Source organism: Kribbella sp. NPDC003557 (genome assembly GCF_040610805.1).
Taxonomy (GTDB): Bacteria; Actinomycetota; Actinomycetes; order Propionibacteriales; family Kribbellaceae; genus Kribbella.
The window spans coordinates 57,974-72,847 of record NZ_JBEXMY010000010.1 but is presented as its reverse complement, the minus strand read 5'-3'; the positions used below and the strand labels follow the sequence as shown (position 1 = coordinate 72,847).

General features: G+C 69.5%; 16 protein-coding genes. 6 read left to right on the top strand and 10 right to left on the bottom strand.

The genetic code is table 11. The annotated features are described in order from the left end of the window. Nucleotide 1 precedes the first annotated feature (1 nt). Together ABZW60_RS35225 and ABZW60_RS35220 are read left to right on the top strand one after the other, a co-directional pair. Nucleotides 2-328, top strand: coding sequence for a hypothetical protein (locus ABZW60_RS35225; RefSeq protein ID WP_355484383.1), 327 nt, complete (start codon nt 2-4; stop codon nt 326-328). Beyond that, nucleotides 325-891, top strand: a complete 567-nt coding sequence (locus ABZW60_RS35220) for a hypothetical protein (RefSeq protein ID WP_355484381.1) — start codon at nt 325-327, stop codon at nt 889-891. Before ABZW60_RS35225 ends, ABZW60_RS35220 begins: the two co-directional genes overlap by 4 nt. On the opposite strand, the gene ABZW60_RS35215 is transcribed toward ABZW60_RS35220, so the two are convergent. The 3 genes from ABZW60_RS35215 to ABZW60_RS35205 all read right to left on the bottom strand — a co-directional run bounded on the left by ABZW60_RS35215 (nt 879) and on the right by ABZW60_RS35205 (nt 3,281). Further along, nucleotides 879-1,184 carry a pyrophosphatase gene (locus tag ABZW60_RS35215; RefSeq protein WP_355484379.1) on the bottom strand — a complete coding sequence of 102 codons (306 nt, stop codon included), beginning with the start codon at nt 1,182-1,184 and terminating at the stop codon, nt 879-881. The two genes, ABZW60_RS35220 and ABZW60_RS35215, sit on opposite strands and share 13 nt — an antisense overlap. Before the next feature lie 58 nt (nt 1,185-1,242). Then, nucleotides 1,243-2,115 (bottom strand): peptidoglycan recognition family protein, encoded by an 873-nt coding sequence (locus ABZW60_RS35210; RefSeq protein ID WP_355484377.1) that lies wholly within the window; start codon nt 2,113-2,115, stop codon nt 1,243-1,245. Nucleotides 2,116-2,231: 116 nt separating this feature from the next. Continuing rightward, on the bottom strand, nt 2,232-3,281 hold the full coding sequence (locus tag ABZW60_RS35205; protein ID WP_355484375.1) for an LLM class flavin-dependent oxidoreductase: 1,050 nt from the start codon (nt 3,279-3,281) through the stop codon (nt 2,232-2,234). A gap of 174 nt (nt 3,282-3,455) precedes the next feature. On the opposite strand from ABZW60_RS35205, the gene ABZW60_RS35200 reads away from it, so the two are divergent. Continuing rightward, entirely contained in the window at nt 3,456-5,327 is a 1,872-nt protein-coding gene (locus ABZW60_RS35200; RefSeq protein ID WP_355484373.1) for a glycoside hydrolase family 76 protein, read from the top strand. Nucleotides 5,328-5,347: 20 nt separating this feature from the next. Here ABZW60_RS35200 and ABZW60_RS35195 read toward each other — a convergent pair whose 3' ends face one another. Then, complete coding sequence (locus ABZW60_RS35195; RefSeq protein WP_355484371.1) at nt 5,348-6,124, bottom strand: SDR family NAD(P)-dependent oxidoreductase; 777 nt, start codon at nt 6,122-6,124, stop codon at nt 5,348-5,350. 98 nt (nt 6,125-6,222) lie between these two features. After that, nucleotides 6,223-7,236, bottom strand: a complete 1,014-nt coding sequence (locus tag ABZW60_RS35190; RefSeq protein ID WP_355484369.1) for an aldo/keto reductase — start codon at nt 7,234-7,236, stop codon at nt 6,223-6,225. Between the two features lie 119 nt (nt 7,237-7,355). On the opposite strand from ABZW60_RS35190, the gene ABZW60_RS35185 reads away from it, so the two are divergent. Beyond that, complete coding sequence (locus ABZW60_RS35185) at nt 7,356-8,189, top strand: helix-turn-helix transcriptional regulator (RefSeq protein ID WP_355484367.1); 834 nt, start codon at nt 7,356-7,358, stop codon at nt 8,187-8,189. Here ABZW60_RS35185 and ABZW60_RS35180 read toward each other — a convergent pair. Then, nucleotides 8,186-8,755: a helix-turn-helix domain-containing protein gene (locus ABZW60_RS35180; protein WP_355484365.1), complete on the bottom strand. Its 570-nt coding sequence runs from the start codon at nt 8,753-8,755 to the stop codon at nt 8,186-8,188. The two genes, ABZW60_RS35185 and ABZW60_RS35180, sit on opposite strands and share 4 nt — an antisense overlap. 77 nt (nt 8,756-8,832) lie before the next feature. Here ABZW60_RS35180 and ABZW60_RS35175 point away from each other — a divergent pair, with 77 nt between their 5' ends. Further along, nucleotides 8,833-9,705 carry an aldo/keto reductase gene (locus ABZW60_RS35175; RefSeq protein ID WP_355484363.1) on the top strand — a complete coding sequence of 291 codons (873 nt, stop codon included), beginning with the start codon at nt 8,833-8,835 and terminating at the stop codon, nt 9,703-9,705. Nucleotides 9,706-9,757: 52 nt separating this feature from the next. Here the strand turns inward: ABZW60_RS35175 and glnA are convergent, their stop codons facing one another. After that, nucleotides 9,758-11,182, bottom strand: coding sequence for a type I glutamate--ammonia ligase (glnA, locus tag ABZW60_RS35170; protein WP_355484361.1), 1,425 nt, complete (start codon nt 11,180-11,182; stop codon nt 9,758-9,760). 267 nt (nt 11,183-11,449) lie between these two features. On the opposite strand from glnA, the gene ABZW60_RS35165 reads away from it, so the two are divergent. Beyond that, nucleotides 11,450-11,833, top strand: a complete 384-nt coding sequence (locus tag ABZW60_RS35165; protein WP_355484359.1) for an RDD family protein — start codon at nt 11,450-11,452, stop codon at nt 11,831-11,833. On the opposite strand, the gene ABZW60_RS35160 is transcribed toward ABZW60_RS35165, so the two are convergent. The 3 genes from ABZW60_RS35160 to lipA all read right to left on the bottom strand — a co-directional run bounded on the left by ABZW60_RS35160 (nt 11,830) and on the right by lipA (nt 14,860). After that, nucleotides 11,830-13,122: a cyclopropane-fatty-acyl-phospholipid synthase family protein gene (locus ABZW60_RS35160; RefSeq protein WP_355484357.1), complete on the bottom strand. Its 1,293-nt coding sequence runs from the start codon at nt 13,120-13,122 to the stop codon at nt 11,830-11,832. The genes ABZW60_RS35165 and ABZW60_RS35160 overlap by 4 nt on opposite strands. Nucleotides 13,123-13,223: 101 nt before the next feature. Beyond that, complete coding sequence (locus ABZW60_RS35155) at nt 13,224-13,919, bottom strand: DUF4191 domain-containing protein (RefSeq protein ID WP_355484355.1); 696 nt, start codon at nt 13,917-13,919, stop codon at nt 13,224-13,226. 2 nt (nt 13,920-13,921) lie between these two features. Then, a complete protein-coding gene (gene lipA, locus ABZW60_RS35150; protein ID WP_131289174.1) occupies nt 13,922-14,860 on the bottom strand; it encodes a lipoyl synthase in 939 nt (312 codons plus the stop codon). Between the last annotated feature and the right edge of the window lie 14 nt (nt 14,861-14,874).

The following is a 14,874-nucleotide window of genomic DNA, read 5'->3' as shown; positions in this document are numbered from 1 at the left end:
AATGACTGGCGGTCGGACAGTGCAGGGCGCCGAACCGCGCCTCCGGCCGTGGGACTGGGGCGCGCTGGCGCTGCTGGTGTTCGGGCCGTTCCTGTTCGTGGTCGGCTGGCTGATCGGTGTCTGGCTGTTGTGGGCGTCGAACCGCTGGACCTGGCCCTGGAAGGTCGTGGGCACGCTGGCGTGGCCGCTCGGGTGGGCCGCGGCGCTCGGCGCGGAGTTCTTCCAGCCGCCGCTCTGGATCAGCATGCTGATCATGGGCGTGATCGAGCTCGCGGTGTACATCGCCCTCTTCGTGGAGGCGCGGGTCCCCAAGGAGGCACGGGGGTGAATGTGCAGCACGGCGGGGATCGTCTCGTCGACGCGTACCTGAAGTACCTGGCCGAGGCGGCGGAGCCGCTGCCCGAGTCCCGGCGTACGGACCTGCTGGCGGACGTCGAGTCGCATATCGCGGAGGCCCGTGCGGCAGGTGCGACGTCGGAGGACGACGTCCGGAGGATGCTCCAGCGGCTGGGCGATCCGGACGAGCTCGTCGCGGCGTCCACCGACGGGCTGGTGCTGGTCGATCGGTACCTGCCGACGTTCCGTGGCCGGGAGATCCTGGCCCTGGCGCTGCTGGCGCTCGGTGGGTTCCTCGCGCTGGTCGGCTGGGTCGTCGGCGCGATCCTGCTCTGGACGTCGGACCGGTGGACCCGCGGCGAGAAGTTGCTGGGCACCCTCGTCTGGCCGTTCGGCTTCGTCTTCGTGTACTTCGCCGTGACGCTGCAGACCGGCTTCACGCTACCGGCGTGGCTGGGGATCCCGATCGCGATCCTGGTCGCCCTCGCGCCGTTCGTCGTGCTCGGCCTGCTGATCAGGAACGCCCGGCCGGGCCGCAGCGCTCAGGCCTCGTAGACCAGCCATTTCCGCTCGATCTCGCGCGGCAGATCGACGTCGTGCCGGCGCGCGAAGAGCAGCAGTTGGCACAGCACGTCGGCGAATTCCTGGTGGAACGTCTCGCGGATGCCGTCCGGCGTCGCGCCCTTGGCCCGCGCCCGGCCGGTGTGCTGGAGGTACGCCTGCGTGAGCTCGCCGACCTCCTCCTGCAGTTTGAGCAGGAACCAGTCCGGGTCGCGGTCGAAGCCAAGGTGCTCGCCGTACCCGACCGAGATCTTCTCCAGTCGCTCCGACAGTTCCGTGAGATCCATCCGTACAGCCAACCAGGTCCCGCCGACAGCCGCGGCAGGACCTGGTCGGGGAGCCCGTCTACTTGGAGGCGTCGGCCGACGCTTCGTCGGCCGGGGCGTCCGGGAACGGGTCGAGGTCGGGGAGGCTGAGCCCCGGATCGGCGTTCGGGTCCGGAGCGGCCGGCTCCTGCGGTGCCGGGCCGTCGGCCTGCAGGCTGTTCGGGGCGGTCGCCCAGACCGCGGCGGCGGCCCGCGCGGCGTCGGCGGCGTCGGTCTGGCGCTCGTAGTTCTTGATGTCGAGCGCGTACGCCTTCACCACCGCCGACAGGTCCTTGCGCAGCTGCCGGTGGGTCCAGAGCGCGTAGGCCTGCGTCCGGGCCTCGATGAAGTTCTTCAGTTCCTGCATCTGGGCCGGGGTCATGTCGTCGTCCTCCGAGTGGCCAGGGGTGAATTCGCCGCGGGCGATCGCGGCGCGGGCGGGGTCGCCGGGGCAGTCGGTGGGCTCCGGGCGGACCGCGGAGTGCGGCCGGATCGCCGTACCGCGGGGATAGATTCTGCGGAAGTCGGCGATCACCGCGCGGGTGGTCGCCTTCATCGCGGCCGACGGCTGCTCCCCGGTGACCAGGATCAGCAGGATCGCGCCGTACCGCTCGTTGACGTCGGTGTCGCCGTTGGCCCCGGACTGGGTGCGCAGGCCGCGCAGCGTCCAGGCCCGGCCGGCCTGGTCGACGGCGACCTGGTACGCGATGTCCGACCAGCCACGGGTGTCCATGTGGTAGTCCTGCCAGCCGCGTAACGCAGATGCGACGGCAGCCTTGGTGTGGATGACGCTCGTCGAGCCGGTGCCCGGCCAGTGGATGACCGCGCCTTCGACGCGCGACACGGTCAGGTTCCCCGGTCCGCCGTTGGGCGGCCGCGCGTTCCACGCGGACCGGGGCAGATATTCGACCATCAGTGCTCCTCACATGCCTCACCACGGCACATACCCACCGTTGGCGCTCGGTAATCAACCGATCACAGTCGGCACGCGCTCGTCAAGCGATGAGCACATCCTTCCAGTCCTGCGGCTCAGTCGAGCAGCGGAAGGAGCTGGTCGCCGATGCGGACGGTTTCCTCGCGGTACGGGGTGTCGGAGAGGATGAAGTGCGTGATGCCGAGGTCGCGGTACTTGTTCAGGGACTTGGCGACGTCGTCGGGGGAGCCGACCAGCCACGTCGTCCCGGCGCCGCCACCGCCGTACTTGGCCGGAGCGGTGTAGAGGTTGTCGTCGAGGACCTCGCCGCGTTCGGCCAGGTCGAGGAGGCGCTGCTGACCGACCGCCTTGAACCACCGCCGGTCCCGCGAGCCCTGCTTCTCCGCCATCTCGGCGACCTTCGCCTCCGCGTCGGCCCATGCCTGATCGGTCGTGTCCCGAACCAGCGTCGTGATTCGCAACCCGAACTCGAGTGGCGCATGCGCGCGACCGAGTTCCTGCTCAAGTGAGCGCAGCCGCGCGATCCGTTCCGCGACGCCGTCCAGCGGCTCACCCCAGAACAGCTGTACGTCGGCGTCCGTCGCGGCGACCCGCTGTGCCGCGTCCGACGCGCCGCCGAAGTACAACCGGGGATGCGGCCGGCCCTCCCGTACGACGGGACGCGTCGCGACCGTGGAGCCGGTCACGGAGAAGTAGTCCCCGGCGAACGTCACGTCCTCCTCGGTCCACAACCGCCGGACCAGTTGGAGGAACTCCTTCGTCCGCGCGTACCGCTGCGGCTGGTCGCCCTCGCTGTCGCCGTACGCCGCGAGGTTGTCCTGGCCGGAGACGATGTTGATCAGCAGTCGCCCGCCGCTGAGCTGGTCGAGGGTGCTCGCCGCGGACGCGAAATGGGCGGGATGCCAGTACCCGGGCCGGATCGCGGCCAGCGGCTGGAACGTCGTGGTCCGCGCGGCGAGCGCGGTCGCGACCGTGAACGTGTCCGGCCGGCCCCATCCGGTGCCGATCAGCGCGCCACCCCACCCGTGCTCCTCGGTGAGCCGCGCCAGCTCCGTCAGCCGCTCGATGCTGTTGTGTCCCTGGACGGCGTCGTCCCCACGGTGCCCGGGATCGACCTGGTTCGGGATGTACCAGAGGAAGGTCATGCAAATCAGTTTAAGTTCAGTCAATTAGTAGACTTAGAGCATCTCGCGGGCTGGTACCGGCGAGATGCTGACATTCACCATTGACATCGTTGTCTGGGGCGGCGACGATACATGCTCGAAACGTTTCCAAACCTCGGTGAGCCGAGCCGCCACGAAGCATCTCGAGGAGATCGTGTGAATCGTCGTGTGCAGATTCTGAAGGTTCTGACGGCCGGAGCGGTCCTGCTCGCCGCGGCCCTCGTACCCCAACCCGCGGGTGCCGCGGGTGCGGCCGACGGAGCGGCCGCGGTGGCCCGCGCGCGCGTCGCCGCCGACCAGCTGATGAGCTCGTACGAGCCGAACAAGGCCTGGTTCCCGTCCAGCTGGTGGAACTCGGCGGTCGCGTTGCAGACCATCGGCGACTACATGCAGCGCACGGGCGACCGGCGCTACCTGCCGCAGCTGGACAACACGTTCGAGAAGGACAAGGGCGTGTTCCCGGCCGGCTACCTGTCCGGCGACCCGCTGCTCGGGAACTTCACCAGTCGCGCCATCGACGACTCCGAGTGGTGGGGCCTGACCTGGATCCAGGCGTACGACCTGACCAAGAACCGCAAGTACCTCGACATGGCGGTCACGATCGCCGAGTACGTCGAGGGCTACTGGGACCCGAGCTCGTGCGGCGGGGGCGTGTGGTGGGACGGGGAGCGCACCTACAAGAACGCCGTCACCAACGGCCTGTGGATCCGCCTCACCGCCGAGCTGCACAACCGCATGCCGGGTGACAAGCGCTGGCTCGGCCGTGCGAAGGAAGGGTGGACCTGGTTCACCGGCAGCGGCATGATCAACTCGGCCGGCCTCGTCAACGACGGCCTGCGCAGCAACTGCGAGAGCAACGGCGACACGGTCTGGAGCTACAACCAGGGCCTCGCGATCGGCGCCGGCCTGGAGCTCTACCGCGCGACCCGCGACCCGAAACTGCTGACCACGGTACGACGGTTGGCCGACGCGGCGATCGCTCCCGGCGGACTGGTGACCGACGGGGTGCTGACCGAGGCCTGCGATGTGCCCGGCCGCACGTGTGACGACAACGGCAAGCAGTTCAAGGGCATCTTCATGCGCTACTGGATGGATCTCGCCGACACCACGCGCGACCGTCGCTACACCGACTTCGTCGCACAGCAGGCCGCCACGGTCTGGAACAACGACCGCGACGCGTCCGACCGGCTCGGCGTGCGGTGGTCCGGCGCGACCCCGAACGTGTTCGACTGGCGTACCCAGGCCAGTGCGCTCAGCGCCCTGATCGCCGCTGCACCGGCCACGCCACCGACGCGGTCCTTGTCCGCGACGACCGATCCCGCCCTGCCCGTCGTGATGCCGGCGACCGGCAGTGGGACGCACGTGAAGGTCAAGGTCGACGTGCAGGCAACCGGCCCGGTCGGCGACCGGATCCAGGCCGTCGTGCAAGCGGCCGCTCCGTCCGGCTGGACGGTCACGCCGGCTCGTTCGACCGTGACGCTACGGACGCGCGGCAACGCGGAGCCGGTGCAGACCTCGGTCGAGCTCGACGTGACGATCCCCGCGGGGACGGCGGACGGGCTGCATTCGGTGACCGCGACGGTGACCTCCGGATCGCAGCTGTCGTACAGCACCCGCTCCGACATCCTGATCGCCCACACGGCCGACTTCGACACCGGTACGGCGGCCGAGACGCCGTGGCTGTGGGACGCGGACGGGTCGCAGAGCAACGGCGTCCAGAACCGGTTCGCCGACGGGCACTCGTACTTCGTCTACCGCTTCCCGTTCCCGTCCGACGCCGCGTCGGCATCCGTATCGTTGACAATCGACAATCAGTTCGTCATCCAGGTCAGCGGTGACGGGCAGAACTGGACCACGGTCGCGACCGAGACGACCCCGTACCACGACGGCGAGAACAAGGGCGTCCGGACCTTCGACCTGACGTCGCACCTCGGCGCCGACAAGGCCGGCTACGTACGGATCTCGGACTCGTTCCCCGACGACGGCTGGGGCGGCCGCGTCTACCACGTCACCGCGACGTACAACTGATTCAAACTGATTCGACTGCTTCAACTGAGGTAACGAGTCGCCAGCCGCGGGCTCTGGCCGCCGAACGCGGCCAGGTCCGCGGCGAACACGGTCTCCAGGAGGCTCACGTCCTCGACTCCTGGAGCCGTGACCGTCTCGCCGAGCTCGAGGCCCCGCAGGCTCGCCGTGACGACGTCCTCGGCGCTCATCCGCGGGATCGCGCTGAGGTCGAGCCCCTGACGCGTGTGGAACTCGGTGGCGACGACGCCGGGCAGCAGCGCCTGCACCCGGACGCCGGTGCCTTCCAGTTCGGCGCTCAGGGTCTGGGAGAAGGCCAGCAGGTCCGCGAGCGCGCCGGCGTACACGGCGCGTCGTGGCATCACACTGCTCGGCGCCGGTCCGCTGAACGCGATCATCCCGCCCACGTTGACGATCGACCCGCTGCCGCGCTGCTGCATCCCGCCGACCACGGCCCGGGTCAGCAGGGTGGGAGCCAGAACCTTGACCATGACGAGCTCGGCCGCCTTGTCCGCGGGCAGCTCGGCGAGCGGCATGTAGTGCGCGACGCCGGCGTTGTTCACCAGCAGGTCGACGGGTTCGGCGGCGGCCGGGCCGGCGACGGTCCGGATGCCGTCGAGGGTCGAGAGGTCGGCCGCCACCGCCGAGATCTTGACGTCCGGGTACGCCTCGACGAGCTGGTCGAGACGCCCGGTGTCGCGGCCGACGGCGATCAGGTCGTAGCCGTCGGCCGCGAGACGTTCGGCGAACGCCCGGCCGATACCGGAGGTGGCTCCGGTGACGAGAGCGAGCTTGCTCATGGCAACAGTCCTTTCAGTGGTCCCACCACCGAGGATCCGCGATCGCCACCGGTGCAACCAGGTCCCGCTGTCCCTGGGAGTGCCAGGACCAGGGACCGCTAGGCCGCGGGCCGGTCGCCGAGGCTCCGGCGCCGCAGTCCTGCGTCGAGGATCGCGGGGGTGTTGTAGTCCATGTCGAGGCGGCCGACGTCGGTGCCCGGCGGGACGATCTTGTCGATCTGGTCCAGCACGTCGTCGCCGAGGACGACGTCGGCGCCGGCCAGTGCGTCGTCGAGGTGCTCCATCGTGCGCGGCCCGATGATCGCGGACGTCACCGCCGGGTGCGCGATCGCGAACGCCATCGCCAGGTGGGTGAGCTTGAGCCCGGCGGCGTCGGCGACCGGCCCCAGCTGCTCGACGGCGTCGAGGCGGCGTTGGTCGGACATGTGCCGGAACATCGCCGTACGCCGCAGGTCCGAGGGTGCCCGCCCGGTCAGTTGGCCACCCGCGAGCGGGCTCCAGACCAGAGCGCCCATCCCGTACTTCTGCACCATCGGGAGCACCTCGCGCTCGATCCCGCGGTTCAGGATCGAGTACGGCGGCTGCTCGGTGCGGAACCGTTCGAGACCGCGGCGCTCGGCGACCCACTGGGCCTCGACGATCTCGCTCGCGGGCATGGTCGACGTACCGATCGCGCGGACCTTCCCGCTGCGGATCAGGTCGGTCAGCGCGGACAGCGTCTCCTCGACGTCGGTCTCCGGATCCGGCCGGTGCATCTGGAACAGGTCGATGTAGTCGGTCTGCAACCGGCGCAGCGAGTCCTCGACGGCGGTCATGATCCAGCGTCGCGAGTTGCCGCGCTGGTTGGGGTCGTCACCCATCGGCAGGTGCGACTTGGTGGCCAGGACGACGTGCTGGCGGCGGCCCTTGAGCGCCTCGCCGACGATCGTCTCGGACTCGCCGTGCGAGTACATGTCGGCGGTGTCGACGAAGTTGATCCCGGCGTCGAGCGCCGTGTGGATGATCCGGACCGACTCGTCGCGGTCGTCGTTGCCGACGGCACCGAACATCATGGCGCCGAGGGCGTACGGGCTGACCTTGATACCGGTCCGGCCGAGCGTGCGGTAATGCATGGTTGATCCTCCTTGGTCACCTCCACCTTGCTGCCGCCGGCGGGCGCGGAGAAGGCCCACCTCATCCACGGACAGGTCGTCCCTGGATACGGTTTTGCGTGTCGCGCATCATGGAACGTGTGACCGATCGTGACGGCCTGGCCGATTTCCTCCGCCGGCGCCGGGAGCTGCTGCACCCGGGCGACGTGGGCCTCCCGGACGGCGCGCGCCGCCGTACGCCGGGCCTGCGCCGCGAAGAGGTCGCCCAGCTCGCCGGGATGTCGACCGACTACTACTCGCGTCTCGAGCAGTCCCGCGGCGCGAACCCGTCGGAGCCGATCATCGCCGGCCTCGCCCGTGCGCTGCGCTGCGACCTGGACGAACGTGACCACCTGTACCACCTGGCCGGCTTCACCCCGCCGCTGCGCCGGGCGGGGCGGCACATCAGCCCCGGCCTGATCGGCCTCGTCGAACGTCTCGTCGACATCCCGGTCTTCATCGTGACCGACCTCGACGAGGTGCTCTGGCAGAACGCCCTCGCCGATGCCGTCATCGGCCGCTACCCGGGCACCGGTCTCGCCCGGAACCTGACCTGGCTCTGGTTCACCGACCCGGCCATCCGGCAGATCTTCCCCGCCGAGGACTGGGACGCGCACTCGGCCGCCCACGTCGCCGACCTGCGCGGCACCTACTCACGCCGGATGGGGGACCGCGACGTCATCGAGCTGGTCGACGCGCTCGTCGAGCGGAGCGCGGAGTTCCGCGCGCTGTGGGAGCTGCATGAGGTCGCTGTCCGCCGGTTGCCCCGCAAGCGGTTCCTGCACCCGGAGATCGGCGAGCTGGACCTGACCTGCGAGACGCTCCTGACACCTGCGGCCGACCTGCGAGTGCGAGCGTTCCTGCCGCTGGAAGGCACCGACGCCCGCGAGAAACTGGACCTCCTCCGCGTCATCGGCACCCAGTCCTTCGCCTAGCGCGGCCGAAGCCCGTCGACGAGCAGCCTGAGAAGGCGCTCCGCCTGCTCCCGTTGCTGATCAGGCGCCGCCGCGAACACGGCACCTGCCATGGCGGTGACGACATCGCCCGGCGGCACGTCCGACCGGAGCGTGCCCGCGGCCGCGCCGGCCTCCAGGAACGGCGCGACGGCTTCGGTCAACCGTGCCCGGGTGTCGGCTTGCGTGACGGCGCCGGACGCGACCACGGCACGCAGGCCGTCGCCCATCGCCCGCTTGGAATCGACGAAGTCGAGGTAGCGGTGCATCCAGGCGAGCAACGCCTCGTCTGCCGGTCCGGCAGCCGCCAGCCCGGGCGCGGTCTCGCACAGGCGGGTCAGCTCCTGGTGGTAGACCGCCGCGAGCAGCGCCTCGCGGGTCGGGAAGTGCCGGTACAGCGTCGCCACCCCGACCTGAGCCCGCGCCGCAACGCTGTCCAGCGACAGCCGCACCGGCGCGCCGGTCCGTGCCGCTATGGCGAGCTCGCCGAGTTCGTCGACGGCCGCCGTCACCACCTGCTCGCGCTTGCGCGCAGCATCCGCCCGCATAAGTGGAGAAACCTCCAGTTAGTGCTATCGTCGGTAAACGGAGAAAACTCCACTTACCCTACCTGGGGACACCGCTGATGACATCCCACCGACCGGGCGGCAGCGTCACGCTCGGGCAGCACGAGATCAGCCGCATCGGGTACGGCGCGATGCAGCTCGAGCACGTCGACACCGCCGCCGCGGGCGCGGTTCTGCGCCGCGCAACGGACCTAGGCATCAACCACCTGGACACCGCGTCGTTCTACGGGCACACCACGGTCAACGGGCACATCCGGACCGCCCTGAGCCCGTACCCGGACGACCTCGTGATCGTGAGCAAGGTCGGCGCGCGGCGGGTGGACGCGCCGGTCCCGCTGGCCCTGGCGCAACATCCGGACGACCTGCGCCGACAGGTCCACCTCGACCTCGAGTCGCTCGGTCTGGAGCAGGTGCCGGTGGTCAACCTCCGCCGGGCGGACCAGGGTCCGGGCCTCATCGCGGAGGGCGATCAGATCGTCCCGCTCGACGACCAGCTCGCCGAGTTGATCGCGCTGCGCAGTGAAGGACTGATCGGTGCGATCGGCCTCAGCAACGTCAGCGCCGAGCAGCTGGAACAGGCGCTGCCGGCCGGGATCGTCTGCGTCCAGAACGCCTACAGCGTGCTCGACCGCTCGTCCGAGGACCAGCTGAAGCTGTGCGCGGCCAACGGCATCGCGTGGATCCCGTACTTCCCGCTCGGCTCGGCCTTCGACCGTCTCCCGTCACCGACCGAGCACCCCGTCGTACAGAAGATCGCCGCCCGGCACGGCACGAGCGCCGCCGCGGTCTGCCTCGCATGGATCCTCGCGCACGACGACCACACCGCCCTGATCCCCGGCACCCGCAGCGTCGCCCACCTCGAGGACAACCTGCGCGCCGCCGACGTCCAGCTCGACGCCGACGCACTCCGCGAGCTCGACCAGCTGTCCTGAAACGGAAGAAGCCCACCCGGACGAACCGGGTGGGCTTCTTCGGAGTCACGACTCAGACGTCGTAGTACAGCTCGAACTCGTGCGGGTGCGGGCGGAGCTGGATCGGGGCGATCTCCTGCTCGCGCTTGAGGTCGATCCAGGTCTCGATCAGGTCCTCGGTGAAGACGTCGCCCTCGAGCAGGAAGGCGTGGTCGGCCTCGAGGGCGTCGATCACGGCCGGCAGCGAGGTCGGCACCTGGGCGATGCCCGCGTGCTCCTCCGGCGGCAGCTCGTACAGGTCCTTGTCGACCGGGTCGGCCGGCTCGATCTTGTTGCGGATGCCGTCCAGGCCGGCCAGCAGCTGGGCCGCGAAGGCCAGGTACGGGTTCGCCGACGGGTCGGGGCAGCGGAACTCGATCCGCTTCGCCTTCGGGTTCGACCCGGTGATCGGGATCCGGATGCAGGCCGAGCGGTTCCGGGACGAGTAGACCAGGTTGACCGGCGCCTCGAAGCCCGGCACCAGACGGTGGTACGAGTTCACGGTCGGGTTCGTGAAGGCCAGCAGCGACGGGGCGTGCTTCAGCAGACCGCCGATGTACCAGCGGGCGGTGTCGGACAGGCCGCCGTACCCGGACTCGTCGTAGAACAGCGGGTCGCCGTTGCTCCACAGCGACTGGTGGCAGTGCATACCGGAGCCGTTGTCACCGAAGATCGGCTTCGGCATGAAGGTCGCGGTCTTGCCGGCCTTCCACGCGGTGTTCTTGACGATGTACTTGAACTTCATCACGTCGTCGGCGGCCTTGAGCAGCTCGTCGAAGCGGAAGTTGATCTCCGCCTGGCCGGCGGTGCCGACCTCGTGGTGGGCGCGCTCGACGATCAGGCCGGACCGCTCCAGCGACAGCGTGATGTCGTCGCGCAGCTCGCCGAAGTGGTCGGTCGGCGCGACCGGGAAGTAGCCACCCTTGTAGCGGACCTTGTAGCCGCGGTTGCCGCCGTCCTCGACCCGGCCGGTGTTCCAGGCGCCGGCGATCGAGTCGATCGAGTAGTGCGCGGAGTTCGACTTGGTCTCGAACCGGACGTCGTCGAAGACGTAGAACTCGGCCTCCGGCGCGAAGAACGCGGTGTCCGCGATCCCGGTCGACTTCAGGTACTCCTGCGCCTTGCGGGCGATGTTGCGCGGGTCGCGGCTGTACGCCTCACCGGTCAGCGGGTCGTGCACGAAGAAGTTGATCACCAGCGTCTTCGCGGTGCGGAACTCGTCGATGTACGCGCTGGTCGGGTCCGGCAGCAGCTTCATGTCGGACTCGTGGATCTGCTGGAAACCGCGGACCGACGAACCGTCGAACGCCAGGCCGTCCTCGAAGACCTCGGGCCCGAACGACGACACCGGGACGGTGAAGTGCTGCATGATGCCCGGCAGGTCGCAGAACCGGACGTCGACGATCTCGACGCCCTCGTTCTTGACGTAGGCGAGCAGCTCCTCAGCGCTGGAAAACATACGTACTCCTAGGGTGGCTCAGAGATTGCATCTGAACGTAGGGCCCGCCGGTTTCTCCGTCGTGACCCTGATGTTTCGCGGATGTTACGCCCAGCGTGTCCGCGCTGACCCACTGGTGTACGGCGGTTACGCCCTGAGATGTCGCAGCCCGCCTGGGACCACTCACGACGTGTCCGTAGGCTAGACATCATGGCATCATCCGCGTCAGCCGCAACCGGACCCTCCGAAGAATTTCCCCAAGAAGAGGGGCGCAGTCCGGGTAGTCGGTTGGGCCTGCCCGAAGAGGGGCCGGGCTCGGTCGCGACCTGGGGCCGCCGGGTCCTCGCGCTGCTGATCGACTGGCTGATCGCGGGCCTGGTCACCTCGGTGATCATGGGCCGGCCGATGTGGGCCGGCGGCGGCGACTACAGCCTGATGCACTCGACGGTCTTCTTCGCGATGACCGCGATCCTGGTCGGGCTGGTCGGCGGCACGATCGGCCACCGGGCCTGCGGTCTGCGGGTCGCCAGCCTGAAGGGCAAGCAGGTCGGGCCGCTCGCCGCCGTGCTCAGGTCGTTCCTGATCGTCCTGCTGATCCCCGCGGTGATCTTCGACCGGGACCGCCGCGGCCTGCACGACCTGGCCGCGAAAACAGTCGTCGTCCTGCGTTAGCGCCGGGTCAGCAGCAACTGGACGTCGTCCAGGTAGCCGGTCCGGAAGCCCGCCTCGGAGTACGCGAGGTAGAACTCCCACATCCGCCGGAACGTGTCGTCGAAGCCGAGTGCCGCGATCGCCGGCCAGTGCTCGATGAACCGGTTCCGCCAGATCCGCAGGGTGCGCGCGTAGTCGGCGCCGAGATGCCGGATCACCTCGGCGCGCAGGCCGGTGTGCTGCGCGGTGACGTCCTCGATCACCTTGATCGACGGGATCAGCCCGCCGGGGAAGATGTACTTCTGCACCCAGGTGAACGTGTTCCGGGTGGCGAGCATCCGCTCGTGCGGCATCACGATCGCCTGCACGACGCCGACGCCGCCGGGCGCGAGCCGGCGCTCGATCGCGTCGAAGTACACCGGCCAGTACTTCTCGCCGACCGCCTCGATCATCTCCACGCTCAGCACGGCGTCGAACTCGCCGATCTGGTCGCGGTAGTCACGCAGCGCGACCTGCACCCGGTCGCCGACGCCCGCGTCGGCGATCCGGCGCTGCGCCAGCAACGCCTGCTGCGAGGCGATCGTGATCGCCGTCACCCAGGCGCCGCGCTGGGCCGCGCGGATCGCGAGGCTCGCCCAGCCGCAGCCGATGTCGAGCACCCGGGACCCGGACCGCACCCCGGCGGCGTCGAGGATCGCGTCGAGCTTGCGTAGTTGCGCGTCGGTCAGCTCGTCGTACGACGCGGTTGCCAGGTCGGACGCGGCGGCGTCGCCGAAGTACGCGGCGGAGTACGTCAGCGTCGGATCGAGGAACTCCGAGAACATCGCGTTGCTGAGGTCGTAGTGCCGGCTGATGTTCTCGCGGGCGCCGGCCCGGTCGTTGTCCTGCTCACCCGGCTGGGACTTGGTGACCAGCCAGCGCAGCGACTGCGCCCACTTCGGCAGCAGATGCCGGGTCTCCTCGTTGCTGAACCGCTCGGCGAACGGGACCAGCAGATCGGCCAGGTCGGTGCCCGGCTCCGGATCCCAGTCGCCGGCCAGGTACGCCTCGCCGAACCCGGATCCGGCGTCCTGCCCGAGCCGGTCCAGGAAGGCCGCCGTCCGGTGCACCCGCATGGACGGGCCGCCGAGACCGAACGAGCGGTTGCTGTCCAGATGGATCGTGGCCGGAAGATCCTTGGCGACCAGCCGGATAGCGGTTGCCGCGCCGTACCGACGGACCGGGTTCGAGCGCGGCCGCGCCAACGTCGGCCACGTCTCGGCCGCCGGCTCATGCACGGCATGCTGCGCTCGCGGCATCAGATCCGTCATTTCAGCTGTTCCCCTGTTATCCGTCCTGGTCGCACCCTAAGGGCAACCAGCCTCCCCACGGCGCATGTTCGAACAGATCAACTGTCCAGGGTGCCGCTTGGTTATCGTCCCCGCATCGCCTGGCGGGCGCCCTTCAGGCTGGTCGGGACCGGGCCCTTGGGCATCGGCACCTGCGGCCGGACCGCGTCCAGCGCCTTCAGCCGCTGCAGCAGGTCGGTGATCTCGGAAGGCTGCAGGACCGCCGGCAGCTTCATGACGTACTTGGTCAGCTTGCGGATGTCGATCTCGCCCTCGCCCTGACCGGCGACGATCTGGGTGACGGGCGCGCCGCCGGCAACCCGGTTGTGCTTCTTGGCCTCGGCCGCGAGCAGGTTCTTCACCCGGCTCGGCTGGCCCTCGCCGACCAGGATGATGCCCGGCCGGCCGACGACCCGGTGGACGATGTCGGAGTTCTTCGTGACCGCGACGGCGGGCGACACGTTCCAGCCGCGGCGCAGTGTCTGCAGCGCGGACGCGGCGGCACCGGCCTGGCCCTCGATCTGGCTGTACGCCGCCTTCTCCACCTTGCGGCCGAAGACGATGGTGGCGGCCAGGAACCCGAGCGCCACACCGAGCGGGATCCACACCAGCAGCGGCCCGACCAGGAACCCGCCGAGAACGGCCAGGGCGACGATGCCGAGGAAGATCCCGGCCAGCACCAGGCCGACCAGCGGCTCGGACTTCCTGGTCAGCTGATACGCCGACCGGATCTGCTTCAGCCGGCTGGTCTTCTCTTCGGGCGCGTCGTTCTTGGCCATCTCTACCTGTCCTGGTTGTTCATACGTGACTCAACGGCCTGACGGTACAACCGTCCGGCGCGGTACGAGGACCGTACCAGCGGACCGGACATGACTCCGGCGAATCCGATCTCCTGCGCCTCGGCGTCCAGCTCCACGAACTCCTCGGGCTTCACCCAGCGCTCGACCGGGTGATGCCGCACCGAGGGCCGCAGGTACTGCGTGATCGTGATGATCTCGCAGCCGGCCGCGTGCAGGTCCTTCAGCGCCTGGCTGACCTCGTCACGGGTTTCGCCCATGCCGAGGATCAGGTTCGACTTGGTGACCAGCCCGTAGTCGCGGGCCTGGGTGATGACGTCCAGCGAGCGCTCGTAGCGGAAACCGGGGCGGATCCGGCGGAAGATCCGCGGCACCGTCTCGACGTTGTGCGCGAACACCTCCGGGCGGGAGGAGAACACCTCGGCGAGCTGCTCGGGGACGGCGTTGAAGTCCGGCGCGAGCATCTCCACGCCGGTGCCCGGGTTCAGCTCGTGGATCTGGCGGATCGTCTCGGCGTACAGCCAGGCGCCGCCGTCGTCCAGGTCGTCGCGGGCGACGCCGGTCACGGTCGCGTACCGCAGGCCCATGGTGCGCACCGACTCGGCCACGCGGCGCGGCTCGTCGCGGTCCAGCGCCTCCGGCTTGCCGGTGTCGATCTGGCAGAAGTCACAGCGCCGGGTGCACTGGTCGCCGCCGATCAGGAAGGTCGCCTCGCGGTCCTCCCAGCACTCGAAGATGTTCGGGCAGCCGGCTTCCTGGCACACCGTGTGCAGCTGCTCGGACTTCACGAGCTTCTGCAGCGCCTGGTACTCCGGGCCCATCTTGGCGCGGGTCTTGATCCACTCGGGTTTGCGCTCGATCGGGGTCTCCGCGTTGCGCACCTCGAGCCTGAGCAGTTTCCGTCCTTCTGGGGCGATGGTCACGCCCTCCAGGGTAC